This window comes from Streptomyces sp. NPDC001714 (assembly GCF_042892755.1).
Taxonomy (GTDB): domain Bacteria; phylum Actinomycetota; class Actinomycetes; order Streptomycetales; family Streptomycetaceae; genus Streptomyces.
In genome coordinates, this window is sequence record NZ_JBIAUL010000005.1 from 361419 (window position 1) to 388387 (window position 26969).

22 protein-coding genes are annotated in these 26969 nt (G+C 71.7%); 11 read left to right on the forward strand and 11 right to left on the reverse strand.

Annotated elements, in window-relative coordinates:
* Positions 1–46 precede the first annotated feature (46 nt).
* The 4 genes from ACFY0P_RS15870 (at position 47) to ACFY0P_RS15885 (ending at position 3583) form a co-directional block, all read left to right on the forward strand.
* A complete protein-coding gene (locus ACFY0P_RS15870) occupies positions 47–1204 on the forward strand; it encodes an acyl-CoA dehydrogenase family protein (RefSeq protein ID WP_351712970.1) in 1158 nt (385 codons plus the stop codon).
* 35 nt (positions 1205–1239) lie between these two features.
* Positions 1240–2106 carry an acyl-CoA thioesterase gene (locus ACFY0P_RS15875; RefSeq protein ID WP_388912281.1) on the forward strand — a complete coding sequence of 289 codons (867 nt, stop codon included), beginning with the start codon at positions 1240–1242 and terminating at the stop codon, positions 2104–2106.
* A 9-nt stretch (positions 2107–2115) separates the two neighbouring features.
* The gene (locus ACFY0P_RS15880; RefSeq protein WP_388912284.1) at positions 2116–3135 is read left to right on the forward strand and encodes a cation diffusion facilitator family transporter; all 1020 of its coding nucleotides are present in this window, start codon (positions 2116–2118) and stop codon (positions 3133–3135) included.
* Between the two features lie 124 nt (positions 3136–3259).
* Complete coding sequence (locus ACFY0P_RS15885; RefSeq protein ID WP_388912287.1) at positions 3260–3583, forward strand: hypothetical protein; 324 nt, start codon at positions 3260–3262, stop codon at positions 3581–3583.
* Positions 3584–3684: 101 nt separating this feature from the next.
* Here the strand turns inward: ACFY0P_RS15885 and ACFY0P_RS15890 are convergent, their stop codons facing one another.
* Complete coding sequence (locus ACFY0P_RS15890; protein ID WP_388912290.1) at positions 3685–4473, reverse strand: phosphatase; 789 nt, start codon at positions 4471–4473, stop codon at positions 3685–3687.
* 65 nt (positions 4474–4538) lie between these two features.
* Positions 4539–6059, reverse strand: a complete 1521-nt coding sequence (locus ACFY0P_RS15895; protein ID WP_388912293.1) for a PucR family transcriptional regulator ligand-binding domain-containing protein — start codon at positions 6057–6059, stop codon at positions 4539–4541.
* A 124-nt stretch (positions 6060–6183) separates the two neighbouring features.
* On the opposite strand from ACFY0P_RS15895, the gene ACFY0P_RS15900 reads away from it, so the two are divergent.
* From ACFY0P_RS15900 to ACFY0P_RS15910, 3 genes are all read left to right on the forward strand, one after another.
* The gene (locus ACFY0P_RS15900; protein WP_388912296.1) at positions 6184–7641 is read left to right on the forward strand and encodes a sodium:solute symporter; all 1458 of its coding nucleotides are present in this window, start codon (positions 6184–6186) and stop codon (positions 7639–7641) included.
* 67 nt (positions 7642–7708) lie between these two features.
* The gene (gene speB / locus ACFY0P_RS15905; RefSeq protein ID WP_388912299.1) at positions 7709–8677 is read left to right on the forward strand and encodes an agmatinase; all 969 of its coding nucleotides are present in this window, start codon (positions 7709–7711) and stop codon (positions 8675–8677) included.
* Positions 8674–10362, forward strand: coding sequence for a thiamine pyrophosphate-binding protein (locus ACFY0P_RS15910; RefSeq protein ID WP_388912302.1), 1689 nt, complete (start codon positions 8674–8676; stop codon positions 10360–10362). The genes speB and ACFY0P_RS15910 overlap by 4 nt, the downstream gene beginning before the upstream one ends.
* A 194-nt stretch (positions 10363–10556) precedes the next feature.
* Here the strand turns inward: ACFY0P_RS15910 and ACFY0P_RS15915 are convergent, their stop codons facing one another.
* The 4 genes from ACFY0P_RS15915 to ACFY0P_RS15930 form a co-directional block, all read right to left on the reverse strand.
* Positions 10557–11363, reverse strand: a complete 807-nt coding sequence (locus tag ACFY0P_RS15915; RefSeq protein ID WP_388912305.1) for an endonuclease I family protein — start codon at positions 11361–11363, stop codon at positions 10557–10559.
* 134 nt (positions 11364–11497) lie between these two features.
* Positions 11498–13858 (reverse strand): ArnT family glycosyltransferase, encoded by a 2361-nt coding sequence (locus ACFY0P_RS15920; protein WP_388912308.1) that lies wholly within the window; start codon positions 13856–13858, stop codon positions 11498–11500.
* A 222-nt stretch (positions 13859–14080) separates the two neighbouring features.
* Complete coding sequence (locus ACFY0P_RS15925; protein WP_388912311.1) at positions 14081–15136, reverse strand: esterase-like activity of phytase family protein; 1056 nt, start codon at positions 15134–15136, stop codon at positions 14081–14083.
* Positions 15137–15246: 110 nt separating this feature from the next.
* On the reverse strand, positions 15247–16092 hold the full coding sequence (locus ACFY0P_RS15930) for a serine hydrolase (RefSeq protein WP_388912314.1): 846 nt from the start codon (positions 16090–16092) through the stop codon (positions 15247–15249).
* 114 nt (positions 16093–16206) lie between these two features.
* On the opposite strand from ACFY0P_RS15930, the gene ACFY0P_RS15935 reads away from it, so the two are divergent.
* Positions 16207–16734, forward strand: a complete 528-nt coding sequence (locus ACFY0P_RS15935; protein WP_388912317.1) for a hypothetical protein — start codon at positions 16207–16209, stop codon at positions 16732–16734.
* A gap of 40 nt (positions 16735–16774) precedes the next feature.
* Here ACFY0P_RS15935 and ACFY0P_RS15940 read toward each other — a convergent pair whose 3' ends face one another.
* Positions 16775–17347, reverse strand: coding sequence for a S1 RNA-binding domain-containing protein (locus ACFY0P_RS15940; RefSeq protein WP_388912320.1), 573 nt, complete (start codon positions 17345–17347; stop codon positions 16775–16777).
* A complete protein-coding gene (locus tag ACFY0P_RS15945; RefSeq protein WP_388912323.1) occupies positions 17286–17636 on the reverse strand; it encodes a hypothetical protein in 351 nt (116 codons plus the stop codon). Before ACFY0P_RS15945 ends, ACFY0P_RS15940 begins: the two co-directional genes overlap by 62 nt.
* A 3-nt stretch (positions 17637–17639) precedes the next feature.
* On the opposite strand from ACFY0P_RS15945, the gene ACFY0P_RS15950 reads away from it, so the two are divergent.
* Entirely contained in the window at positions 17640–17822 is a 183-nt protein-coding gene (locus ACFY0P_RS15950) for a hypothetical protein (protein ID WP_388912326.1), read from the forward strand.
* Here the strand turns inward: ACFY0P_RS15950 and ACFY0P_RS15955 are convergent.
* Entirely contained in the window at positions 17819–19531 is a 1713-nt protein-coding gene (locus ACFY0P_RS15955; protein WP_388912329.1) for an MOSC domain-containing protein, read from the reverse strand. The genes ACFY0P_RS15950 and ACFY0P_RS15955 overlap by 4 nt on opposite strands.
* Positions 19532–19848: 317 nt before the next feature.
* Here ACFY0P_RS15955 and ACFY0P_RS15960 point away from each other — a divergent pair, with 317 nt between their 5' ends.
* Together ACFY0P_RS15960 and ACFY0P_RS15965 are read left to right on the forward strand one after the other, a co-directional pair.
* Positions 19849–23598, forward strand: a complete 3750-nt coding sequence (locus ACFY0P_RS15960; protein ID WP_388912332.1) for an ABC transporter ATP-binding protein — start codon at positions 19849–19851, stop codon at positions 23596–23598.
* 159 nt (positions 23599–23757) lie between these two features.
* On the forward strand, positions 23758–24150 hold the full coding sequence (locus ACFY0P_RS15965; protein ID WP_388912335.1) for a hypothetical protein: 393 nt from the start codon (positions 23758–23760) through the stop codon (positions 24148–24150).
* 257 nt (positions 24151–24407) lie between these two features.
* On the opposite strand, the gene ACFY0P_RS15970 is transcribed toward ACFY0P_RS15965, so the two are convergent.
* Both ACFY0P_RS15970 and ACFY0P_RS15975 read right to left on the reverse strand, forming a co-directional pair.
* On the reverse strand, positions 24408–25025 hold the full coding sequence (locus ACFY0P_RS15970) for a hypothetical protein (protein WP_388912338.1): 618 nt from the start codon (positions 25023–25025) through the stop codon (positions 24408–24410).
* A 102-nt stretch (positions 25026–25127) separates the two neighbouring features.
* Positions 25128–26921 (reverse strand): glycoside hydrolase family 3 protein, encoded by a 1794-nt coding sequence (locus ACFY0P_RS15975; RefSeq protein WP_388912341.1) that lies wholly within the window; start codon positions 26919–26921, stop codon positions 25128–25130.
* Positions 26922–26969: the final 48 nt, after the last annotated feature.

A 26969-nucleotide genomic window follows, 5' to 3' on the forward strand; every position in this document is an offset into this window, starting at 1 on the left:
TCTGAGCAAGCGCTTAGACATGCCGAAGTCCGTGGAGGTGGCGGCCGTGCGCCGTACGTTGTTCGACGAGGATCACGAGGCGTTCCGGGAGACCATCCGCGCCTTCATCGAGGCCGAGGTCGTACCGGTGTACGACGAGTGGTTCGCCGCTGGCCAGGCCCCCCGTGACTTCTACTACAAGCTCGCCGAGCTCGGCGTCTTCGGCATCCGCGTCGACGAGGAGTACGGCGGCGCCGGCATCGACTCCTACAAGTTCGAGGCCGTCCTGTACGAGGAGACCGCCCGTGCGGGCGTCGCCTTCGGCGGCTCCGGCGTGCACGTGCTGCTCGGCCTGCCGTACATAAAGCTGCTCGCCACGGACGAGCAGAAGAAGCGATACCTGCCCAAGTTCGTCTCCGGCGAGGAGATGTGGGCCATCGCGATGACCGAGCCGGGCACCGGCTCCGACCTCGCGGGCATGAAGACCACCGCCAAGCTCAGCGAGGACGGCACGCACTACGTCCTCAACGGCGCCAAGACCTTCATCACGGGTGGCGTGCACGCCGACCGGATGATCGTGTGCGCCCGGACCTCCGCGCCGACCAAGGAAGACCGCCGGCACGGGATCTCGCTCTTCGTCGTGGACACGAAGGCGGAGGGGTATTCGGTCGGGCGCAAGCTCGACAAGCTCGGTCTCAAGACCTCCGACACCGCCGAGCTCGCGTTCGTCGACGTCAAGGTCCCGGCCGAGGACCTCCTCGGCGAGGAGAACAAGGGCTTCTACTACCTCGGCCACAACCTCGCCTCCGAGCGCTGGGGCATCGCCTTCGGCGCCTACGCGCAGGCCAAGGCCGCCGTCAGGTTCGCCAAGCAGTACGTGCAGGAGCGGGTCGTCTTCGGCCAGCCCGTCGCCGCCTTCCAGAACACCAAGTTCGAGCTGGCCGCCTGCCAGGCCGAGGTGGACGCGGCCGAGGCCGTCGTGGACCGGGCGACAGAGGCTCTCGACGCCGGTGAGCTGACCCCGGCCGAGGCCGCCAGCGCCAAGCTGTTCACCACCGAGGTCGCGCACCGCGTGATCGACCGCTGCCTCCAGCTGCACGGCGGCTACGGCTTCATGAACGAGTACCCGATCGCCCGCCTGTACGCGGACAACCGCGTCAACCGCATCTACGGCGGCACCAGCGAGATCATGAAGACGATCATCGCGAAGGACATGGGCCTGTAGGGCTGCCGCAACATCCCGCCAGTAGAAAAGGTGCCATGAACCAGGCACTAAGTGATCTCCTCGACCTGCTCGACCTGGAGCAGATCGAGGAGAACATCTTCCGCGGCCAGTCCCGGTCCGCCGTCGTCCCGCGCGTCTTCGGCGGACAGGTCGCGGCCCAGGCGCTGGTCGCCGCCGGGCGCACCGTCCCGGCGGACCGGCACGCCCACTCGCTGCACGCGTACTTCCTGCGCCCCGGCGACCCGGGCGCGCCCATCGTCTACACCGTCGAGCGCATCCGCGACGGCCGCTCCTTCACCACCCGGCGCGCGGTCGCCGTCCAGCACGGCCGGCCGATCTTCGCCCTGTCGGCCTCCTTCCAGCTGGCCGAGGAGGGCCTCGAACACCAGGCCCCGATGCCCGCAGCGCCCGACCCGGCGACCCTGCCCACCTCGGCGGAACGCTTCCGCGACTACGGCCACCTCGACCCCGCCGTCGTCGAGAAGTTCCTCGAGGCCCGCGAGGCGATCGACCTGCGCTACGTCGAGGAGCCGCCGTTCGGCAAGTACGGCGAGCCGCGCGAGCCGCACAGCCAGGTGTGGTTCCGCACCAACGGCAAGCTCGACGACGACCCTCTCCTGCACGTCGTCCTCGCGACGTACGTCTCCGACATGACCCTCCTCGACTCCGTCCTGCTCGCGCACGGCCGCGGCGGCTGGGCGGTCGGGGACGTGGTGGGCGCCTCGCTCGACCACGCCATGTGGTTCCACCGGCCGTTCCGCGCCGACGAGTGGCTGCTGTACGACCAGGAGTCGCCGTCCGCACACGGCGGCCGCGGGCTCGGCCAGGCCCGGATCTACACCCAGGACGGTTCACTCGCCATTTCCGTGATCCAGGAGGGTGTGGTCCGCGTCCCCAGGTAGAACTGGGGCATGGCCCAAGTCGAACACCTCGAACAGACCCGGCAGGGCGGCGGCGAGAGCACCGTCACGGTGATCGTCGCCGCCGTCGCCAACCTCGGGATCGCGCTCGCCAAGGCGGTCGCCGGGGTCATCAGCGGCTCCAGCGCGATGCTCTCCGAGGCGGCGCACTCGGTCGCCGACACCGTCACCGAGCTGCTGCTGCTCACCGCCCTCAAGCGCAGCGAGAAGCCCGCCGACGAGGAACATCCGCTGGGCTACGGCCCCGAGCGGTACATCTGGGCCATGCTCGCCGCCGTCGCCACCTTCGTCGGCGGCGCGGTCTTCTCCCTCTACGACGGCATCCACACCCTGGCCGTGGGGGAGAAGCCGGGCAACCCGCTGGTGTCGTACGTCGTGCTCGCCGTCGCCTTCGTGCTGGAGGGCCTCTCACTGCGAACCGGCCTCAGGCAGGCGCGCGGCGAGGCGGCCCGCTTCAAGGCGCCGTTCAAGCTGTACCTCCGGCACACCCCGGACACCGCCGTGAAGGCCGTGGTGATGGAGGACTCGGCCGCGCTCGTCGGGCTGGTGCTCGCGGCCGGCGGGCTGCTCGGCGGCCGGCTCACCGGTTCCGGCGTCTGGGACGGCCTCGCCTCCCTCCTCATCGGCCTGCTCCTGCTGTACGTCGCCTGGGTGCTGGGCCGGTCGAACGCCGAGCTCCTCATCGGGCGGCCGCTGCCGAAGCCGGTGCGGGAGCGGATCCGCGCCGAGCTGCTGAAGTCCGAGCACATCGTGGCCGTCCTGGAGCTGACCACCCTGGTGCAGGGCCCGGAGGAGGCGCTGGTCGCCGCCAAGGTGGACTTCCGGGACGTGTCGACGGCGGCCCAGATCGAGTGGGCCTGCGAGCGGGCCGAGCAGCGGCTGCGGGCCGCGTTCCCCGCGATCGGCCGGGTGTATCTGGACCCCACTCCGGGGCCGTCTCCGGAACCGGCTCCCCAGCCGTTTCCGGGACCGGCTTCGGAGCCGGTGACCTCGACAGATGACGGTCGGTGACCGCCCCGACGTGCCGTCCATCCTGCCCGGAATTAAGCTCTATGAGTGAAATGCCGCACAGTGCATGTGCCGCATAGCGGACGTGCCGCGTAGCGGACGTAAGTCCGGCAGAAAGGTATTTCCCATGCGAGTACAGCGCGCGAGGCGCATCGCCGCGATATCCGCCGCCGGCCTGCTGCTGGCCGGTGGAACCGCGATCGGCGCCGCGGGCACCGCCTCGGCGGCCCCCGCCTCCACTCACCAGTCCGTCGTCACCGGCGGCGGCGGCTTCGGCGGCTGCAACGGCTACGGTGGCGGGTTCAACAACTGCCGCTACGGATACGGCGGCTATGGGTACGGGTACTACCCCGCCACCGTCGCGGTCGTCCCTGTCGTGGTCGTCCCCACCGTCGGCGTCGCCGGGTTCGGTGGCTTCGGCGGCTTCGGCTTCAACGGATTCGGGTTCTGAGCGACCGGCGACAGCAGACCAGGGACTCAGGGTCTCATTCAGGGTCTAGGGCCAGGCCACGATGTGCGGCTCCCGCTTCCGGGGGGCCGCACATCGGTCGGTCAGGCCAGTCCCGCCTCCGCCAGCAGATACGCGGTCATCGGGTCGTAGTGGCGCGGGCTGAGCACGTGGTCGTCGAGCGGTACGGCCACCTGGAGGGTGCCCTCCGCCTCGGCGAGGAACAGCGCCGGGTCGTTGCAGTCCGCGTATCCGACCGAGTCCAGGCCCACCTGTGCCGCGTAGCCGGCCCAGCCGTGGTCGGCGACGACCAGGTCGGGCCGCGGCCGCCCCTCGCGCTCGAGGCCGCCCAGGATGGCCTTCATCGGCTCCCCGGAGTGCGTGTGCCACAGCGTCGCGCCGTGCTCGAGGACGGCCACGTCGGCGAACTGCATGACGTACCCCTCGTCCGTCTGCAGCCCGTCCGGGATGACCACGATCTCGCAGCCGGCGGTGCGCAGCGCGGCCGCGGTCGCCCGGTGCACGTCCAGCAGACCGCCGGGGTGACCGGTCGCGAACAGCACCCGCTGCCGCCCCTCGGCCGCCTTGCGCAGCCGTGCCGCCAGCCGGTCCAGGCCGTCCACGGTCAGCTCGGGGTCGATGGTGTCCTGGCCGTACCGGTACTCGGGGTCGTCGTTCACCCCGACCCGCTCGGCCATCACGGCCAGCACGTCCTGCTCGTCGGTCCAGCGGTCGCCGAGTTCCAGCCCCAGCCACCAGTTGCGCTCGCCGTTGGCCAGCTTGCGGTAGTGGAGCAGGTTGTTCTCGCGGGGCGTGGCGACATCGCCCGCGATACGGGTCTTCACAAGGTGCTCTACGAGCTCGGCGCGGCTGGGCGTCCCGGGTATCGGCATGGCTCCATTGTGAGGCAGGGCGTCGGGCGTTCGCCCTGCGTATCGCCCGCTGGGACGTGCGTCACTCACTCCTGCCGGAGGGCGAACCACAGCTCCATCCGTACGTCCGGGTCGTCGAGTTCGGCGCGCAGGAGCTCCGCGGAGCGGGCGATGCGCTGCCGCACGGTGTTGCGGTGGACGGACAGGGCGACCGCCGTACGGTCCCAACTGCCGTGCAGGGAGAGCCAGGTGCGCAGGGTGTCGACGAGGGCGGGGTGCTCGGCGAGGGGGCCGAGGAGGGCGCGGGCGTGGGCCTGTGCTTCTTCCTTCGGGACGAGTGCGGCCAGGCCGGGGTGGCTGCCGTGCCTCAGCAGCGGGGTGCGGGTCGCTCGGGCGCGGGCGAGTGCGCGTGCCGCTTGTGCGGCGGCGGCCGACAGGTGTTGTGCGGGTACGGGGGAGCTGACGCCGAGGGTCCAGCCGGGCTGTGGCTGAGGTGTTCGGCCGGCGGGGAGCAGGACTTGGACGATGTCCCCTACGGGGTCGATGAGGGGCGAGCCGAGTGCGGCGCCTAGAGCAGTGGCGGCCAGGAGGTCCGGCGGCTGCGGGTGGGGTGTGGCTGGTCGCGCAGTTCCCCGCGCCCCTACCTCGGCCATGTCCCGCTTCTCGATCGGCGAGGCGTGTACGACGAACCAGGTGTCGCCCCCGCCCAGCAGTGGTGCCACCTCCTCCGCGGTGCCGCCCAGCAGGAGTCGTACGAGTGCCGAGGTGCGGGCCGCGCCCGAGCCGCTCTGCTGTTCGCCGGTGAGGAGGGTGAGCAGGACCGTGGCCACCGAGGCGATGGTGTGGTCGCCCGGTTCGCGGGCCGGGGTGGCCACCCCGAGGGCGAAGCCGGTGCTGAGGGTGTAGGCCGCGAGGTGGGTGCCGGCGGTGGCGTGGGTGGCGGAGGTGGGCGTGCCGGGGCCGGACGGGCGTACCACCTCCGCGAGCTCGGCCAGGGAGGCGGTCACCGGTGGCTCCGGCCGTCGTCCCGCCGAGGCGAGCTCCGTGCCCTCCGGGCCGTACAGGGCCGTCCAGCCGCCGACCCGCTGGGCCAGCTGCCGCAGGACCGACGGCACCGGGTCGGGGCGGGCCGCGGCGGCGGCCAGGCTCTGCTGGGCCTCCGTGACGCGGCGCAGTTCGGCCAGGCGGGCCTGGGCCAGCAGCTGCCAGACCGCGCGGGCGACGGCGGTGAAGGGGGTCTGCGGCGGGACCTCCAGGAGCGGGAGGTCGTAGGTGTCGCAGGCCTCGACCAGGGCGCGCGGGACCGTGTCGTGCACGGGGGCCAGCCCGAAGCCGAGGGCCGCGCCGCCCGCCGCGACGATCCGGGAGACGTAGTCGTCGAAGTAGGTGCCCGAGCCCACCGGGTCCGGGATGTGCACGCCCGCCGTCAGCAGCAGCTCGCCGCCCAGCAGGTACGGGTACGGATCGGCCATCTCCGAGGTGTGTGCCGCGTGGACGACGAGGGACGGGTCGCACGGCCCGGCGATCTGGCGCAGGGCGAGGTCCTCGCGGGCCAGGAGGGCGGCGAGGGGCACGGGTGGCGTGGGGGGAACCGTGGGATCCGGCATGGTGTGCGTTTCCTCCATCCCGTACGGCTCGAATGGATGAAACGTACACTTCGCAGCCGCTTTCCGGCCACCTAGTGTCGGTGTCCGTCACCCGCCGGCGAGACCCCCAGCGAAGGAGGGCCCTGTGGCCGTCGACTACGCAGTGATCGTGATCTATCTGGCCGGCATGCTGGCCATGGGCTGGTGGGGCATGCGCCGCGCCAGGTCGAAGAGCGAGTTCCTGGTGGCGGGGCGCCGGCTCGGGCCCGCCATGTACTCCGGCACCATGGCCGCGATCGTCCTCGGCGGCGCGTCCACCATCGGTGGCGTGGGGCTCGGGTACCAGTACGGACTGTCCGGCGCGTGGATGGTCTTCACCATCGGCCTCGGGCTGCTCGCCCTCTCCGTCTTCTTCTCCGCCCGGATCGCCCGCCTCAAGGTGTACACCGTCTCCGAGATGCTGGACCTCCGGTACGGCGGCCGGGCGGGCGTGATCTCGGGTGTCGTGATGTGGGCGTACACGCTCATGCTCGCCGTCACCTCGACCATCGCGTACGCCACGATCTTCGACGTCCTCTTCGACATGAACCGGACCGTCGCGATCGTCCTCGGCGGCTCGATCGTCGTCGCCTACTCGACGCTCGGCGGCATGTGGTCGATCACGCTGACGGACATGGTCCAGTTCGTGGTGAAGACCATCGGCGTGCTGCTGCTCCTGCTCCCCATCGCCGTCGTGAAGGCGGGCGGGTTCGGCGAGATGAAGGCGAAGCTGCCCACGACGTACTTCGACCCGCTGGGCATCGGCGGCGAGACGATCTTCACGTACGTGCTGATCTACACCTTCGGCATGCTCATCGGGCAGGACATCTGGCAGCGGGTCTTCACGGCGCGCGGCGACCGGACGGCGAAGTGGGGCGGCACGGTGGCCGGCACGTACTGCCTGGTCTACGCCCTCGCCGGAGCGGTGATCGGGACGGCGGCCAAGGTGCTGTACCCGAAGCTGGGCAGCCCGGACGACGCCTTCGCGACCATCGTGAAGGACGAACTCCCCGTCGGGGTCCGGGGGCTGGTGCTGGCCGCCGCGCTCGCCGCCGTGATGTCGACCTCCTCGGGCGCGCTGATCGCCTGCGCGACCGTCGCCAACAACGACATCTGGTCGCGGCTGCGCGGGCGGGCGAGGGCCGGTGACCACGACGAGGTGCGGGGCAACCGGGTCTTCATCCTGGTCATGGGGCTCGGGGTGATCGGCACGGCCATCGCGCTCAACGACGTCGTGGAGGCGCTGACCGTCGCCTACAACCTGCTCGTCGGCGGCCTGCTCGTCCCGATCCTCGGCGGCCTGCTCTGGAAGCGCGGCACCGTCCAGGGCGCCCTCGCCGCCGTGACCGTCGGCGGCCTCGCGGTGATCGGCCTGATGGCGGGCTACGGCATCCTCGCCAACGAGCCGGTCTACTACGGCCTCCTCTCCTCCCTCGTCGCGTACGTCGCCGTCTCCCTGGCGACGAAGCCGACCGACGCGGCCGTGCTGGCCAACTGGCGGGAACGGCTCGCGGGCCGCGGTGCCCCCGAACTCGTGTCCGAGCCGGTCCCGGCCCACCAGTAGAGTCGTCGCCAGAAGCAGTACATACGCGATGAAGCGTAAGAAAGCTTAAGGAAGAAGGCATTCCCTCATGAGCGGCAACGAGACGCCCCGCGGCCCCGTCGACTCCTCCCGCATCCCGCGGTACGCCGGCCCCGCGACCTTCGCCCGGCTGCCCCGCCTCGACGAGGTCGGCCGCGCCGACGTCGCCGTGGTGGGCGTGCCGTTCGACTCGGGCGTCTCGTACCGGCCGGGCGCCCGCTTCGGCGGCAACGCCATCCGCGAGGCGTCCCGGCTGCTGCGCCCCTACAACCCGGCGCAGGACGCCTCCCCCTTCGCCCTCGCCCAGGTCGCGGACGGCGGTGACATCGCCGTCAACCCCTTCAACATCAACGAGGCGGTCGAGACGATCGAGGCCGCAGCCGACGACCTCCTCGGCACCGGCGCCCGTCTGATGACCCTGGGCGGCGACCACACCATCGCGCTCCCGCTGCTGCGAAGCGTCGCCAAGAAGCACGGCCCGGTCGCGCTCCTCCACTTCGACGCCCACCTCGACACCTGGGACACCTACTTCGGCGCCGAGTACACGCACGGCACCCCGTTCCGCCGGGCGGTGGAGGAGGGGATCCTGGACACCTCGGCCCTCTCGCACGTGGGCACCCGCGGTCCGCTCTACGGCAAGCAGGACCTCACCGACGACGAGAAGATGGGCTTCGGCATCGTGACCTCGGCGGACATCTACCGCCGGGGCGCCGACGAGGTGGCCGACCAGCTGCGGCAGCGCATCGGCGACCGCCCCCTCTACATCTCGATCGACATCGACTGCCTGGACCCCGCGCACGCCCCGGGCACCGGCACGCCCGAGGCCGGTGGTATGACGTCCAGGGAGCTGCTGGAGATCCTGCGCGGTCTGGCCGCGTGCAACCTCGTCTCGGCGGACGTCGTCGAGGTGGCCCCCGCGTACGACCACGCCGAGATCACCTCGGTGGCGGCCTCGCACACGGCGTACGAACTGACCACGATCATGACCCGACAGATTGCCGAGGCTCGTTCGAAGTGACCCACGACCACGACCTGGTGCTCCGCCCGACGGAGGCGCAGACGGCCGCAGCCCTGAACCCGCCCGCCGGCCGCAACGGCGGAGACCTGGTCGTGGAGACCCTGGCCGGGCTCGGCGCGACCACCGTCTTCGGGCTGCCCGGCCAGCACGCCCTCGGCATGTTCGACGCCCTGCGCCGCTCCTCCCTGCGCTATGTCGGCCTGCGGGTGGAGAACAACGCGGGCTTCGCGGCGGACGCGTACGGCAGGATCACCGGCGAGGCGGCCCCGCTGCTCCTCTCCACCGGCCCCGGCGCGCTGACCTCGCTGGCCGCGCTGCACGAGGCGGCCGCCGCCTCCGCGCCCGTCCTCGCGATCAGCAGCCAGATCCCCACCGCGGGCCTGGGCGGCGGCCGCCACGGCTACCTGCACGAACTCCCGGACCAGGCGGCCTCCTTCCGGGGCGTGGTGAAGTCGGTCCACACCGTCCGCACCCAGTCGCAGATCCCCTCCGCGCTCGCGGCCGCCTGGAAGTCGGCGCTGACCGCTCCGCACGGCCCGGTCTGGGTGGAGATCCCGCAGGACGTGCTCCTCGCGGAGACCGCGCTGCCCGTGGTGACGGCGGTCGACGCGACCCCCGACGAACTCCCCCCGCGCCCCGAACTGACGGCGGTGGCCGCCGACCTGCTGTCGCGCGCGGCCCGCCCGGCGGTCATCGCGGGCGGCGGAGTGGTACGGGCGGACGCCGCCGGCAAGCTGAGGCAGCTGGCCGAGAAGCTGAACGCCCCGGTCGTCACCACCTTCGGCGGCAAGGGCGCCTTCCCCTGGCACCACCCCCTGTCCCTCCAGTCCTGGCTGGAGGACCGCCACACCACCGACTTCCTGGAGGACGCCGACGTCGTTCTCGTCGTCGGCTCGGGCCTCGGCGAACTCTCCTCCAACTACTACACGTTCAAGCCGCGCGGCCGGGTGATCCAGATCGAGGCGGACCTCGGCAAACTGGAGTCCAACCACCCGGCCCTCGGCATCCACGCGGACGCGCGGCTCGCGCTCCAGGCGCTGCTGGAGACGGTGACCCCGCGCGCCGACGACACGGCGGCCGACCGGGTACGCGAGCTGCTGTCCCGGGTCTCGGATCGCATCGCCGCCCAGGAACTCACCCTGGAACAGGACGTGCTGGCGTCCGTCCGCCGCGCGCTCCCCGCCGGCTCCCCGTCCTTCTGGGACATGACGATCCTGGCGTACTGGGCCTGGTCGGCGTTCGACGCCCAGGCCCCGAACCTCATGCACTCCGCCCAGGGCGCCGGCGGCCTCGGCTACGGCTTCCCGGCGGCCCTCGGCGCGGCCGCCGCCGACCCGACCCGCCCGGTGCTCGCGGTCTCGGGCGACGGCGGCGCCCTCTACTCCATCGCCGAACTGGCGACGGCACGCCAGCACGACCTCCCGGTCACCTGGCTGATCGTCGACGACGGCGGCTACGGCATCCTCCGCGAGTACATGACCGGCGCGTTCGGCGAGCCCACGGCGACGGAACTGACCCGCCCCGACTACGTGGCCCTCGCCGAGTCCTTCGGCGTCCCCGGGGTCCGCACGTCCCCGGAGACCCTGGAGACGGACCTGGCGAAGGCACTGGCCGAGCCCGGCCCCTCGGTGGTCGTACTCCCGGCCCTGCTGCGGATGTTCGCGCCGACGCACCTGGCGGACTGAGCCGGTCCAGCGCCCCGAAGGGGCGCGGGGAACTACGGTCAGGGCGAGGGACCAGGTGCGCAGCTTCACGGGACTCTCCGGAAAGGGGAGTTGGGAGGCCCCGGCGGGACTGCCGGGGCCTCCCCATGCTCGGGTGCGATCACCGGGACACGCCCGAGTCCAAGATCGACTTCATGGACTGGCCCCGAGAACGCTCACCAGATCGCGTCGACCCACTCCGGGTGGTCGATGAACGGGTTCCGGTTGTGCTGGTAGGTGGTGTAGATGACGTCGTTGCGGTTCTCCTCGAAGGAGTCCGGCGGGTCCTCGTCGTTCCACTGCTTGAGCACGGACAGCTTGCCGATGTACGGGTTGGAGCCGTTGTTGACCTTGTCGTCGGGCTCCAGGTTCGCGAACCCGTCGTCGCCCTCGTAGCGGACGGCCATGTAGAGGATCATGCGGGCCACGTCGCCCTTGACCGCGTCGCGCGGCTCGAAGGAGTCCGAGTCGACCTTGCTGCCACCGCTGTTGGTGAAGGTGGAGCCGCCCTCGTCGAAGTCGAGGTTGCCGCGCTTGCCGTTGACCGCCACGTCCTCGGGCCGGATGTGGTGCAGGTCCGTGCCGGGGCCGGTGGACGTGGTGAGGTCGCCGTGCGAGATCGCCCAGACGTGCTCGCGGTTCCAGTCGCCGCTGTCACCGCCGTTGAGGGACTTGCTGCGCGAGATGCCCGAGTACAGCAGGATCACGTTGTTGCTGTTGTTCGGGTCCTGGTCGGTCTTCTTCAGGGCGTCCCACAGGGCCGAGTACGACAGCTTCGTGACGTTCGCGCTGATGATCGTGTGCAGGGACGACTTGAGGCTCGTACCCGTCTTGCCGATCGCGTTCTTGTAGTACGTCGAGTCGTACGCGGTGGTCGTTGCGGCGGCCGGAGTCGCCGTCAGCGCGGGGGCGGTGAGGCCCACCAGGACGGCGGCGGTCGTCAGGGCCACCGACTTCCAGCGCCGGATGTGAGTCGCCAGCATAAAGAGTTTCCCATCTACGCGGGTTGACGAGGCGGCAAGAAGGAGGGTGACATGAACATGAGGACCGGTAGGTGAACGGGACGTAAAAAGAGGCCCCCGACCGCGCGGTCGGGGGCCTCGGCGCTGCCGCTGCGTCAGCTGACGTCCGACGGGTCCAGCCGGTAGAGCGTGGAGGTGGTGCTCTGCGAGGAGGAGGACGAGGACGAGGAGGAGCCGGAGGACTTCGAGTTCGACGTCGAGCCGCTCGTCGTGGTCTTGCTGTACGCGCTCTCCTTCACCGCGGTGCCGTTCTTCTCCACCCAGGCGGTCACCTGGGAGCTGAGGTTGTCGGTGCCGCCGCCCATGCCGCCGCCGAAGCCGCCGCCGAGCTGGATGTAGTGCAGCTTGCCCGCCTTCACCAGTTCCTTCAGCTTGGCGACGGTCATCGCCTTGTCCTGGCCGGTGAAGCCCCACATGGAGATGACGGGTTCGTCCGAGCTCAGCTCGATCTGGGCCGCGGACTGGGAGTTGGAGACCGCGAGCAGCCAGGTGGCGCCGTCCTTGTGCTTCTCCAGGTAGGCGATCAGGTCGCTGCTCACGCTGCCGCCCATGCCGCCGCCACCGCCCATGCCGCCGCCGAAGCCGCCGCGTGTGCCGCCGGTACCGGTGTTCCCACCGGGCATCTCCCCGTCGCCGCCGGGAAGTTCGCCGTTGCCGGTGCCGCCGCTCGGGAGTTCGCCGGTGCCGCCGCCGGGCGTCATCTGCCCGTTGCCGCCGCCGGGGAAGCCGCCGTTCGTGCCACCGTTCGTGCCACCGCCCGGGAAGCCGCCGCCCATCTCGCCGCCGGCCTGGTCGTTCTGGCCACCGCCCTGCTGCGTGCCGCCCGGCATCTCGCCGCCGCCCGCGAAACCGCCCCGGTTGCCGCCGCCCGGCCCGCCGCCGAAACCGGAGCCCGTCGAGGGGCCCGCGGTCGGGTTCGTACCGCCGCGCATGCCGCCGCCGCTGCCGCTGCCGAACGGCAGGGTCACCGCGTACGCCGTCGGACCCGCGAGCGCCGCGACCACGGCCGCCGTCAGCGAGGCCGCCAGCAGCCGGGACCTGTTGCCGATGGGGGTCCCCCCGCTCGAGCGAAGCCGAGAGTGGGGGAGGAAGAGGATCATGCCCACGATGCCGGCCACGGTCAGCACGCCGATCGTCGGCCACAGCCAGGTGTTCCAGCCCGAGGCGCGGCGCAGCAGCACGATCGCCCAGATGCCGGTGATACCGAAGGCGGCCGGGAGGACCCAGATCCACCGCTTGTCGGTGCGGAACGCCTGCAGCAGCATCGCCCCACCGCCGCCGCACAGCACCGCGATGCCGGGGGCGAGCGCGGTCGTGTAGTAGGGGTGCATGGTGCCCTGCGCGGTCGCGAAGATCCCGTAGTGCAGGAGGGTCCAGCCACCCCACAGGACCAGCGCCATCCGCCTCAGGTCCGTGCGCGGGGCGCGGCCGCACAGTACCAGGCCGCCGACCAGCGCGATCCCCGCGAAGGGGAGCAGCCAGGAGATCTGGCCGCCGAGGATGTCGTTGAACATCCGGCCGAGGCCCGCGGAGCCGGAGAAGCCGCCTCCGCCTCCGCCGCCCCCGCCGTTGCCCTCGCCGCCGAAGACGCGGCCGAGACCGTCGTACCCCATGATCAGGTCCCAGGCGGAGCCGTCCGTGGAGCCGCCGATGTAGGGCCGGTCGGAGGCCGGGACCAGGGAGACGGCGACCGCCCACCAGAAGCTGGAGACGGCCAGCACGACCGCCGCAAGGGCCAGGTTGACGGCGCGCTTCGCCCAGGTGGCCTTCGACGCGTAGAGGTAGAGCGCGAAGACGGCCGGGAGCGCGATCCAGCCCGCGAGCAGCTTGGTGTTGAAGGCGAGACCGAAGCAGGCCGCCGAACCGAGCAGCGGCAGCAGCCTCTCGTCACGGGTGGCCCGGAAGGCGAGCGCCGCACCCGACACCATCAGGAAGACGAGGATGGTGTCCGGGTTGTTGTCGCGGTTGATGGCGACGGTGATCGGGGTCAGCGCCAGCACCAGCGCGGCGACGGTCGCCGCCCCGTGCCCCCACACCCGCTTCACGGTGGAGTGCAGGATCCAGATCGTGGCGAGCGCGACCACGACCTCGGGCGCCATCATCTGCCAGGTGCCGAAGCCGAAGACGCGGCAGGACAGGCCCATGACCATGAGCGCGAACGGCGGTTTGTCGACGGTCAGGAAGTTGCCGGGGTCCAGCGAGCCGAAGAACCAGGCCTTCCAGCTCTTCGTACCGGCCCAGATGGCGCCGCTGTAGAAGGTGTTCATGTCGGAACCGGAGAGGTTCCAGGAATAGAGCACCGCCGCCAGGACCAGGATCGCGATCAGCGCGGGGAGCGACCAGCGCGGTGCCTTGTCCGGCAGGGGAGCCGCGGGGGCCGGCGCGGGGGTCCCCGTGGGCGGGCCCCAGTCGGGGGACACGGGCGGATGGGGGGTGGGATCGGTGGCAGATGTCACCACGCCACCATGGGGGCGGCCGATGGGCGAGGGCTGTGCCGATCCTGGGTGCAGGCTGTGGGTGGGTGAGATGTCGGTAAGAGGGCGGCCGGTACGACCGCCCTCCGTGACTGCTTTGCCGCAGTACCGCAGTACCGCAGTACCGCAGTACCGCAGTACCGCAGTACCGCAGTACCGCAGTACCGCAGTACCGCAGTACCGCAGTACCGCAGTACCGCGGTGTCAGCGCACGCGGACCGACAGCCGGTAGAACCGCGTCGTCTGGGCGGCGTTCTGGTTGTCGTCGCTGACCAGGAGGACCTTGTACGCGCCCTTCTCGCGGCCGGTGACGACCATGCCCTCGATGTTGTCGAGGAGCGGGTTGGGCTGCGGCTGCTTGGCCGTGGCACCCAGTGAGGGGCAGCTCGCGATGTCCGTGAGCAGGGTCTTCTTGATCGGCCGTACGCCGGCCTGCCCGGTGAGGTTCTCGATGCCGCTGGTGTCCGTGGCGTGCCGCGGGTCGGCGAGGTAGAGACGGACGGTGTTGCCGACGCCGGAGGTGAAGCCGCGCTCCAGGACCAGGAGACGGCCGTCGGGGAGCGCCTGGACCTCGGGGACGCCGAGGATCGGGTCGTCGGTGCGGTAGGCGTACTGGGCCGACAGCTTGAAGTGGTCGCCCTTGGTGCGCTGCCAGGTCTGGAAGCGGACGGTCCCGGCGGTGTCGCCGGAGATCGCGTACTCCATGGAGGCCAGCAGGGTGCGGCCGCCGTTGAGGAGCGTCAGCCCCTCGAAGGTCTGGTTGGTGGTGGCCCGCCCGGCCGGGGAGACGAGCAGCGAGGACGGCACGGGGAGGCGGTCGAGGATCCTGCCGTCCGCCGAGTAGCGGCGGATGGACGGCTCGGTCTCGGAGGTGATCAGGCGGGTGCCGTCCCGGTCCACGACCAGGCCCTCGGAGTCGAGCGCGGCGCCGTTCTCGTCGGCGAGCCCGACGACCTTCTTCGGCGCGAGGGTCCTCGCGTCCAGGTCGAAGAGGTAGGACCGGTCGGCGAGGGCGGCCAGGGAGCCGTCCTTGTCCACGGCGAGCGCGGAGAGGTTGCCGACGAAATAGCCGCCGAAGGTCGTCTTGTCGAGGGCGTCGGAGAAGCCGTCGAGGGAGACCGACGACGAACAGGCGTGAGTGGCGGCCGTGTTGGCCGCGTCGGTGCCGGTCGCGACGGCGTTGGCGGACCCGGCGGCGGACAGGCAGGTGGCCGCCGCCAGGCCGGCGGTGACGGTGGCGAGTACGGTTCGCAGGCGCATGGCGGTCACCGTAGGCGGGATCGGTGACGGGGTGGAGACCGCCCCATGAAGGGAAGGGTCGATTTCCGGCCGCCTGGACCGCACTTCGGTATGCGAACCGCCCTCCCGCCTCAGGAGGCCGCGAGGTCCTTGTGGACGACCTTCGCGACGGCCTGGATGGTGTTGATGCCGTAGCTCATGGTGCTGTTGTCCTGGGTCAGCACGGTCATCTGGTAGTCGTGGCCGCCGCCGGTGAACGTACCGAGGCTGTGCACCCGCCAGCCGTGCGTGGCGCGCTGCAGCCAGCCGTTCTTGACGTGCACGGAGACACCGGACGGGGCGCCGTACGGCGTGCCCCACCGCTGGGACGAGATGACCTGCCCCATCAGCTTCAGGATGTAGGCACGCGCATTGTCGCTGAGCACGGTGTTCTTGGCGGTGACGAGCGCGAGCAGCTTCTGCTCGTCGTGCACGTCGATCTGGGTCAGGCCCCAGTAGCCGTTGGCGCCCGGGGTGGTCTGCGTCATCCCGGCGGCGCTCAGGAAGCCCTTGATCTTCGTCAGGCCGAGCTGCTTCCACAGCCTGGTGGTCGCGTCGTTGTCCGACTTGGTGATCATGGCCTTGGCGAGCGTCTGCTCGGTGGTGGTCAGATACCGGTTGTGCTTCTTCGCGTCCCACAGCAGCGTGGCGAGCACGGTCACCTTGACCGTGCTGGCCGAGTCGTAGTGGGTGGTGGAGCGGAGGGTGCAGGTCGTCTTCGTCGAACGGTCGTACAGGCCGACGGCGATCGTCCCCTTGCGGTTCGCGATGGCCGTGGTGATGTCCCTCTTCAGCTTCGTGGCGAGGGCCGCCTTGGCGGACGTGCAACTGACGGCGGGCGCGGCGGCCGAGGCGGGCGCGGCGACGGCCACGCCGGCTATGAGAAACCCGGTGCCGAGCGCGGTGGCGACCAGCCCGCTCCTTCGTCTGTGAGTCATACCCTCGTTGACACACGGATTCGCGCGAATGGTTGTACGAACGGTCGGGGCTTTAAGGAACCGTCACCTGGGCCGGGCGCCGCGCCGTCCCCACCGTGCCCGACTATGGGGCCCATGAGATACCCGAGTGCGCCGGCCACGGCGATATCCGCGGCCGCGGTCGTGCTGTTGGCCGCCGGGTGCGACGGCGGCTCCGGTCACGCCGCGCCCGCCCCCGCGACCTCGTCACACGCCCCCGCGACCTCGTCGCCCGCTCCCGCCACGGGGACACCGGCCTCCGACGTGTACGACTCCGTCACCAAGGCGCCGGTGTTCACCGACGGCGAGGTCGTCGCCCAGGCGGCGAACGCCACCGGGAGCCGGGAGATGGAGATCAAGGGCGGCGTCGGCAGCGGCAGCCTGACCGTCCTGGTGAACTGCGAGGGCAAGGGCGAGCTGACCGTCACCGTCGAACCGCTGGGCGTCAGCTTCCCGTTCGCCTGTGTCGCCGGCCAGGTCAGCACCATCGGCAACGAGATGAACATGAACGGCGGTGTGGCGCGCCCCCACACGCCGGGCACGGTGCGGGTGACGGCGTCGGCGGGCGTGCGGTGGGCGATCACCGTCGGGCACCAGGACGTGTCCGGTCAGTCGGATTCCTAGTCGGCTCGTGCCGCCCCGGACCTCCGCACTCACGAGGCGCTCAGGGAGCCCCGAACGCCCCCGGCTCCGGCATGGCGAGGAACACCCTGCGCCGCGGCAGTTCGATCTCCGTGACGACGACGGACATCTCGGCGCCGGTCCGGAACGCCTCCGGTGTGCCGGCCGCAGGCCTGCCGTTGAGCTCCCTGAAGGGCACCAGCCCGGAGATGCCGTCCCCGACGCCGACGAAGGCCCCGAAGGGGAGCACCTTTTCGACCGTTCCGCGCAGCACCTGGCCGACCTCCGTGCGGTCGGCGAACGTCTGGAAGGGGTCGGGTCGCAGCGCGCGCAGGGACAGTCTGGCCTCGGCGTTGTAGGTGTCGAACTGCAGGAACTCGCATGCGACGCGCTGCCCGACCTCGACGACATCGGTGACGGCGTCGATGTGCCGCCAGGACAGTTCGGGGATCGTGATGAACCCGACGCCGGGAAACAGGGGATGGGCGGGCCCGTCGTCGAGGGCCACGAAGACCCCGAACCGCTCGATCGCCGCGACGGTCCCGGACAGGACCTCACCGGGGTGCAGCGACTCCAGGAACGCCCAGAGCTCCGGGCTCTCGAACTGCCAGTCCATGTGCGCCACCCTGACACACGCCGCCGTGCTGCAGCCGTCGGCTCTCGGCGATCCGCGGCACGTCGGTCAGCGCCTCTCTCATCCGGGCCACCAGGGAACGGAGTTCGGCCTTCGTGACCTGCCGCCCTTCGAGCAGGGCGGCCGAGTGGTCGAGGAGTGCGGCGGCCATCCTCAGCTGCACGGAGTCGACGGCGTCGGCGGCCCGGGAGAGACAGCCGTCTCCGCCCGTGACCGGGAAACAGGGTTTGCCCTCGGGACCCGCCCAGGGGAGCAGGCGAGGAACGCTCACCGGGTGACCCTCGCGTCCTTCGCGAGCATGCCGCACGAACCCATGCACGATCCCGTACACGCCGATCGGGTCGACCGCGGGCTGGTGTCCGATGTGGTGGACGGTCGGGGCGTATACGGCCCCGCCGTGATCTTCACGTCGGCCGCATGGCTCCCGTTCGTCGCGGCCGTAAAGGCCACCCCCTAGAGATCGAGGACGACCTCGTCGGCCGGTGTGGTGCAGCAGACCAGGACCGTGCCGGGGTCGGGGAGTTCGAGGGGCGGGGTGGTGTAGGTGACGTCGCCTGTCAGCAGCGGGGTGACGCAGGTGTGGCAGACGCCGGTGCGGCAGGACCAGCGGGTGGGGATGTCGCAGGCCTCGGCGAGTTCGAGGAGTGAGGCGCGGGCGGGGGACCACGGAGTGGTGACGCCGCTGCGGGCGAAGGTGACGAGGGGGCCGGTGCCCGGGGGGCCGGCCGGCTGGTGCGGGCGTACCGGGGTGGTGGGGGTGACGCCGGGGTTGACGGCGGCGAGCGCGCCGAACCGCTCGGTGCGGATCCGCTCGGGACGCAGGCCGAGCTCGCGCAGGTGACCGGAGAGGTCGTCCATGAAGGCGGTCGGGCCGCAGAGGTAGGCGTCGGCGTCGGCGGGGATGCCCAGGGCGGTGAGCGAGGCGGCGGTCGGGCGGCCCCGGGTGACGCGGTCGTCGCCGGGCGGCGGTGTCTCCGAGGTGTAGTGGATGTGCTCGCGGGCGTGGGGGAGCCGCGCGAGGAGGGCGTGGGCCTCGTCCGCGAAGGCGTGGTGGGCGCGGTCGTGGGCGGTGTGGATCCACCAGACGGGGCGTGGGTCCCGTACGGCTGCCAGGCGGTGGAGCATGGCGAGCACCGGCGTGACACCGATGCCCGCCGAGAGGAGGACGACCGGACCGGTGCCCTCTTCGAGCACGAACGTGCCGCGCGGGCCGGCGACGTCCACGAGGTCCCCGGTGCGGAGCCGGGTGTGGATGTAGCCGCTGACCTCGCCGTGGGGCTCGTGCTTGACGCTGATGCGGTAGGCGCCGGCGGCTGGCGCGCAGGACAGGGAGTAGCTGCGTACGGTGCGGGCGGCGCCGTCGACGGCGAGGCGCAGGGAGAGGTACTGGCCGGGGCGGGCCGCGGGCGGCGGGGTGCCGTCGGTGGTGGCGAGGTGGACGGAGGAGACGTCGGCGGTCTCGGGGACGATGCGGGCCACGCGCATGGGTCTGAAGCCGGACGGTCCCGGCTCGGGACCGGACGGCCCGGCGGCGGCGAGTTCGCGGAAGGACTGCCGCCAGCCGGGGCTGAGGGCGGGGACGCGCAGGGCGGTGCGCAGCTTCGCGGGGTCGCGGTCGGGCAGGTAGAGCAGCGCGTCGGTGTCGGCGACGCTGAGTTCTCCCGGGCCCCGGCGGGTGAGGGTGATCAGGTCACCGGCCTGGACCCGGCCCTCGGTGATCACCCGCAGGTAGAAGCCCGGACGGTGGTGGGCGACCAGGAGCGAGGCCATGGCGGGTTCGCCCAGGCGCATGCCGACGCGGTAGCAGGTGACGCGCGGCTGGGTCACCTCGAACTCGGCCTCGCCGATGCGGTAGCGGTCGCCGATGCACACCTCGTCGTCGGGCAGGCCCTCGACGGTGAAGTTCTCCCCGAACATCCCGAAGGCCAGGTCGTCCCGGCCGAGCTGCTCGCGCCAGTACCGGTAGGACTCCAGCTGGTAGACGAGGACGGCCCGGATCTCGCCGCCGTGCCCGGCCAGGTCGCCCTGGCCGTCCCCCTCGACGTTCAGCCGCCGCACCATGCGGCGGCCGGGCACGGGCGACTTCCAGGCTCCGGTGCGGACGGTCCGCCCCTGCCAGGAGACGTCCTTGGGCATTCCCACGTTGACGGACAGCAACCTCGCCATGCGGACCTCCTGCGGTGGTCGGCACCACCACGCTCCCCTGAGCACGCATCCTGGTGCCTGCGCCGGGATTCCGCGAACGGAGACGGCCGTTCCCTGTCACCGAATGCGGACAGAACCCGAGAGGCGAACCAGCGCGACGCCGGGCTCGACGCCGGCGGCGTGTACATCGTGCTCAGGGCCGGCGGTGTGCTCAGCGCCGACCAGTAGATCCCCTGCCGGTGTCCTGCCCGCCGCCCGAGTTTTGTTGCGGAGGGATGAAATCCGCTTCGTTCCGTGTTGTGAGCTGCGGAAGAGCAGGGCGAACGAAGGGCACCCGCGTGGCAGCGCAACAGGGGGAGCAGCGGCAGGGCGGCTGGGCGCGCAGGCTGGCGGGGTACGCCTGGCGGCATCCCGGGGACGTCGTGCTCGCGCTCGGCTCCTCGCTGGCCGGCATGGCGGTGCTGGCCGTCGTACCCCTGATCACCAAGGTGATCATCGACGACGTGATCGGTGATCACAGCCGGTCCATGGGGCCCTGGGCCGGTGCCCTGATCGGCGCCGCCGTCCTCGTCTACGCGGCCACCTTCGTCCGCCGCTACTACGGCGGCCGGCTCGCCCTCGACGTCCAGCACGACCTGCGGACCGAGATGTACGACACCCTCACCCGGCTCGACGGACGGCGGCAGGACGAGCTGTCCACGGGCCAGGTGGTGGGGCGCGCCACCAGCGATATCCAGCTCATTCAGGGGCTTCTCTTCATGCTGCCGATGACCATCGGCAACATCCTCCTCTTCCTGATCTCCCTCGCGATCATGGCCTGGCTGTCACCGCCGCTCACCCTGGTCGCCCTCGCCGTCGCCCCGGCCCTGTACTGGATCGCCAAGCGCAGCCGCAGCAAGCTCCACCCCGCCACCTGGTACGCCCAGGCCCAGGCCGCCGCCGTCGCCGGTGTGGTCGACGGCGCGGTGAGCGGCGTTCGCGTGGTGAAGGGGTTCGGGCAGGAGGAGCAGGAGACCGGGAAGCTCAAGGAGGTCGGGCGGAAGCTGTTCGCGGGGCGGCTGCGCACGATACGGCTGAACAGCAGGTTCACCCCGGCCCTGCAGGCCGTCCCGGCCCTCGGCCAGGTCGCCATGCTGGCGCTCGGCGGCTGGCTCGCCGTCCGCGGTCACATCACCCTCGGCACCTTCGTCGCCTTCTCCTCCTACCTCGCCCAGCTGGTCGGGCCGGTCCGGATGCTCGCCGTGGTCCTCACCGTCGGCCAGCAGGCCCGCGCCGGTACCGAGCGCGTCCTGGAGCTGATCGACACCCGGCCGACCATGCAGGAGGGCACGAAGACCCTTCCGGCCGACGCGCCCGCGACCGTCGAGTTCGACGACGTGGCGTTCGGGTACGACCATGAGCGCCCGGTCCTCCAGGGGCTCAGCTTCGAGATACGGCCGGGCGAGACCCTCGCCGTCGTCGGCTCCTCCGGCTCCGGCAAGTCCACGGTCTCCCTCCTCCTGCCCCGCTTCTACGACGTCACCCACGGCGCCGTCCTGGTCGGCGGCCACGACGTCCGCGAGCTGACCCACGACTCGCTCCGGGCCGCGATCGGCCTGGTTCCGGAGGACTCGTTCCTCTTCTCCGACACGGTCCGCAACAACATCGCGTACGGCCGTCCCGACGCGACCGAGGACGAGATCTTCGCCGCCGCCCGCGCCGCCCAGGCCGACCGGTTCATCGCCGAGCTGCCCGACGGCTACGACACCAAGGTCGGCGAGCAGGGCCTCACCCTCTCCGGCGGCCAGCGCCAGCGCATCGCCCTCGCCCGCGCCCTGCTCACCGACCCGCGTCTGCTCGTCCTCGACGACGCCACCTCGGCCGTCGACGCCCGCGTGGAGCACGAGATCCACGAGGCTCTCGCGCACGTGATGCGGGGCCGCACCACCCTGCTCATCGCGCACCGCCGCTCCACCCTCAACCTCGCCGACCGCATCGCCGTCCTCGACGGCGGCCGGCTCGCCGACATCGGCACCGACGAGGAGCTCCAGCAGCGGTCCGCCCTGTACCGCAGGCTCCTGACCGACCCCGACGAGCTGGGCGGGGTCTCCCCGGGGCACACCCTCCCGGCCGTCTCACGCGAGGACACGTCGGTACGGGACGAGCTGGACGCCGAGTTCGACGCCGAGCGCGGTGTGACCCCGCGGCTGTGGACCGGCGACCGCACGCCCCGGGACCTCGCCCTCGCCGGCACCCCGGCCACCCCCGAGCTCCTCGCCCAGGTCGAGGCGCTGCCCCCGGCGACCGACGTCCCCGACGTCGACGAGGCCGGCGCCGTACGCCCCGAGGACTCCTACGGCCTGCGCCGCCTGCTGCGCGGCTTCGGCGCGCCCCTGCTCGTCAGCCTCGCACTGGTCGCCGTGGACGCCGGCATGGGCCTGCTCCTGCCGATCCTGATCCGGCACGGCATCGACCAGGGCGTCAGCAGGATGGCGGTCGGCGCGGTCTGGGCGGCCGCGCTGCTCGGCCTGTTCGCGGTGCTCGTCCAGTGGGCGGCCCAGACGGGCGAGACCCGGATGACCGGCCGTACCGGCGAACGGGTCCTCTACTCGCTCCGCCTGAAGATCTTCGCCCAGCTCCAGCGGCTCGGACTCGACTACTACGAGCGGGAGCTGACCGGCCGGATCATGACGAGGATGACGACGGACGTGGACGCGCTGTCCACCTTCCTCCAGACGGGCCTGGTCACCGCGTTCGTCTCCGTCGTCACCTTCTTCGGCATCATGGTCGCCCTGCTGGTGATCGACGTACAGCTCGCGCTCGTCGTCTTCACCACCCTGCCGCCGCTGATCGTCGCGACCTTCTTCTTCCGCCGGGCCAGCGTGAAGGCGTACGAACTCGCCCGTGAGCGCGTGTCGGTGGTCAACGCCGACCTCCAGGAGTCGGTCTCGGGGCTGCGGATCGTGCAGGCCTTCCGGCGCGAGCGGGACAGCGGCCGCCGCTTCACCGAACGCAGCGAGAGCTACCGCAAGGCCCGTATCCGGGGCCAGTGGCTGATATCGGTCTACTTCCCGTTCGTCCAGCTGCTGTCGTCGGTGGCCGCGGCCAGCGTGCTGATGTCGGGCGCCCACCGGGTGGAGGCGGCGACCCTCACCACCGGCGCGCTGGTCGCCTACCTGCTCTACATCGACCTGTTCTTCGCCCCCGTCCAGCAGCTCTCCCAGGTCTTCGACGGCTACCAGCAGGCGACCGTCTCCCTCGGCCGCATCCAGGAACTCCTGCGCGAGCCGACGTCCACGCAGGCGGCGGAGAGGCCGCGCGAGGTCGGTTCCCTGCACGGCGACATCGCCTTCGAGAACGTGCACTTCGCGTACGGTGCCGCCGACGAGGGCGACGCAGCCCTGAGCGGCATCGACCTGACCATCCCCGCCGGGCAGACCGTCGCCTTCGTCGGCGAGACCGGCGCCGGCAAGTCGACCCTCGTCAAGCTGGTCGCGCGGTTCTACGACCCGACGGGCGGCCGGGTGACGGTCGACGGCACGGACCTGCGCGACCTGGACCTGACCTCGTACCGCCATCGCCTCGGGGTCGTCCCGCAGGAGGCGTACCTCTTCCCCGGGACCGTCCGGGACGCCATCGCCTACGGCCGCCCGGACGCGACCGACGCCCAGGTGGAGGCGGCGGCCCGCGCGGTCGGCGCCCACGAGATGATCGCCACCCTCGACGGCGGCTACCTCCACGAGGTGGCCGAGCGCGGCCGCAACCTGTCCGCGGGCCAGCGCCAGCTGATCGCCCTCGCCCGCGCCGAGCTGGTCGACCCCGACGTGCTGCTCCTCGACGAGGCGACGGCGGCCCTGGACCTGGCGACCGAGGCCCAGGTCAACATGGCCACCGACCGCCTCACGGGCCGTCGTACGACCCTCGTGGTCGCCCACCGGCTGACCACCGCGGCCCGCGCCGACCGGGTGGTGGTCATGGACCACGGCCGGGTCGCCGAGGACGGCACCCACGACGAACTGCTGGCCCGCGACGGCCGGTACGCCGAGCTGTGGCGCACCTTCATCGGCCAGCCCGAGGAACCGGAGGAGCCGGTGGGCGCGGCCCGCTGACCTCGATCGTTCCCCGGGCCCCTGACGGCCCCCGCCCGGGGAACCCACCCCGCTGAGCTCGCCTCCCTGACGGCCGTGCAACCATCCGACATACGTCGGGCGTCCGTACATCAGTACGGTCATGGCTGGTGCACAGCTGCGGTACGGGAGGGGACGACTGTGGACAGTGGTGCGATACGCCGGCGGCTCGCGCTCGGTGTGGCCGTGCTGGCCGCCTCCGGGGCGCTCGCGCTGGTGGCACCGGCCGAGGCCCAGGCCGTGGCGGCCGCGAACTGTGCCGGACGCGAGGTGCGGACCCTGCCCTTCGCCACCGGCATCGTGCACGTCTACCGGCAGGGCGGCTACGTCTGCGCGATCACCCTGCCCAAGACCTCCGGCGGCAGGCGGATGATGTCCGTCAGCGTCCAGGCCCGCGGCAACCGCCCGGTCGTCGACAAGGGCAAGTACAGCCACCGCGCGGGCCCGGTCACGGTCCACGCGGGCCACCGCTGCGTGTGGGTGCGGGGCACGGTGGGGCGGAGCTCGGTGAGCTCCGGATGGATCCTCTGCTGAGGGTGCGGTCCCGGACCGCGCCTTCTGATGCAGACAGGCCGACAGGTACGGAGGGGGAGGATCCGCCGGTGCGGGTACGACGCGGGGTCCGCTGGGTTCTGTGGGGGCTGTGGGGTGCGTGTCTGGTGTTCTGCGTCTGGTTCTTCGCCGAGGTGATCGCGCTGTTCCGGCAGGCCGAGTCGTGGTGAGGGGAGCAGTGTCCCCGGGATGACCGCGACGCCCGCCGACTTCCTGGCACGTGCCCTGGACGCCCCGGTTCACAACCGCCGGGCACAGCCCACCGGGTGCTCCCCGCCCAGCTGGACGTACAGGGCGGTGGACGCCGGGCAGGCGTCCCGCGAGGTCACCGCGCGCACCACCCGGTACTGCGGCTTCCGTTTCCCCGAGCCGTCGCAGGCGGTCTCGCGGACCTGGCCGCGGCCCGAGCCGTAGACGCAGTCGCCGACGATGGTGCGCGGCCCGCCGCCTCCGCCCGGGTCGCCGGGGTGCGGCGGTTCCAGGTTGCGCATGCAGGCGTAGCCCTGCGGGATCGTTCCGTCGCCGTCCTCGTCGCCCCCCGTGCGCTGGGCGCCGATGTGCAGCACGAAGTCGGTGGTGGCCGGGCACGGCGGACCGTCGGCGACGGTGCCGTCGTACCGGGCGATCACCCGGGCGGCCGCCCGTTCACTGGTGCAGGGCACCTCGGTGAAGCCGGCGGTCCCGAACGAGCTGCACTCGTCGACCGCGAGGAACTGCGTGCCGTACCCCGACGGCGCCGGGCTCGCCGTCGACCGCGCGCTGCCCGCCGGCGCCTCGGACGACGACGTTCGGCAACCGGCCGGCAGCAGCACGACGGCCACCGCCACCAGAACCCCCGCACAACGTCTGCTCCGCATACCGACCCCCCTGCCAGCGTGGCCCGCGATCACGGTCCGCGTCAGCTGTACGGGAGGCTTTCCGCCCGTTGGGGGCGTTACGCCCGGTTCGATGGCGTACGTCTAGTACGTCAGCCCGTGGCCGATCGGATACAGCACCTGTGCCGGATCGTCCGCCCGCTGCACCGGCACCGGCAGAGCGCCCCGCGGTGCCACCGTGCCCGCGATCACCCGCGCTGCGGCCCGCAGTTCGACGTCGGTCCACGAGTAGGCCGCCAAGCAGGCCCGCACGGAGGGGAGTTGGGCGACATCGTACGGATTGCGCACCGCCACCGCCACCACCGGGCGGCCGGTCGCGACCAGCCGTTCCACCAGCTGCTGCTGCCCGCTGCCCGCCGTCACGTTGTACGTCCCCACGACCACCGCGTCCGCCTCCCGCGCCGCCGCGAGCGCCTTGTCGACGTCGGCGGCGGAGGGGTTGGTCCCCGTGGACAACGCGGTCGCCGTGAAGCCCAGTTCGGTGAGGGCGGCGGCGAGCACGCCGGTCGGCGGGCCCGTCGTACCGGACGGCGAGTCCGGGTCGGCGCCGACGACCAGCACCTTGCCGTGCGTGCGGCGGGACAGCGGGAGCAGGCCGCCCTCGTTGACCAGCAGGGTGGTGGTGCGTTCGGCGATGCGGTCGGCGGCGGCGAGGTGCTTCGCCGTGCCGACCACCCGGCCGGCGTCCTTCGCGTTGACGTACGGCCGGTCGAGCAGCCCCAGCCGGGACTTCAGCCGCAGGATCCGCAGGATCGACTGGTCCAGCCGGGACTCGGTCAGCTCGCCGTCCTGCACGGCCTTCAGGACGGCGTTCCAGGCGACGTCCAGGGTGGGCGGGTTGAGGAGCTGGTCGACTCCGGCCTTCAGGGCGAGCACCGGCACCCGGTCGTCGCCGTACTTCGTGCGGACCCCCTCCATGCCCAGGGAGTCGGTGACCACGACCCCGTCGTAGCCGAGTTCGTCGCGGAGGATGCCGGTGAGGACGGGGTGCGAGAGGGTGGCCGGGTCGCCGGAGCCGTCCAGGGCCGGGAACTGGATGTGCGCGGTCATGATCGAGTCGATGCCGGCCTCGATCGCCGCCCGGAACGGGACCGCGTCCAGCTTCTCCCACAGCTCCCGGCTGTGCGTGATCACCGGGAAGCCTGTGTGGCTGTCGACGGCGGTGTCGCCGTGCCCCGGGAAGTGCTTGGCGGTGGCCGCCACCCCCGCCTCCTGGTACCCCCGCACCTCGGCGGCGACCAGCGCCCCGACCGCGTCCGGGCCGGCCCCGAAGGACCGTACGCCGATGATCGGGTTGGCCGGGTTCACGTTCACGTCGGCGTCGGGGGAGTAGTCCTGCCGGACGCCCATCGCCCGCAGCTCCGCGCCGGAGATACGGCCGAGGGTGCGGGCGTCGGCCGTGGAACCGCCCGCCCCCATGGCCATGGCGCCCGGGAAGAGCGTGGCCGGCTTGCCGATCCGGCAGACGGCGCCGTGCTCCTGGTCGGTGGCGATGAGGACGGGGAGGCCGCGCGGCTGCTCCAGCGAGGCCCGCTGGATCCCGTTCGACAGCTCGGCGATCTGCCGCGGGTCCCGGGTGTTGTGCGTCCAGGTGAAGTAGATGATCCCGCCGACCCGGTACTTCCCGATCAGCTCGGCGGCGGTGCGGACGCCGATCTCCTTGAGATTGGCGTCGATGTCGGCCTGGTCGGGGTCGGTGGCCGAATGCCCGTAGACCCGCATCACGAACAGCTGCCCGACCTTCTCCTCGAGCGTCATCCGGGAGACGATCGCGGGGAGCCTCTTGTCGTCGGAGCCGAGGGCGTTCGCGCTGGTGCCGACGGCCAGTCCCGCGGTGACGCCCGCGGTCGCGGCGAGGACGGTGCGTCTGGAGGGCACGTGCGCTCCTTCCGGTGGAGAAACCGGTTGAAGGAAACTTCCGTGGGG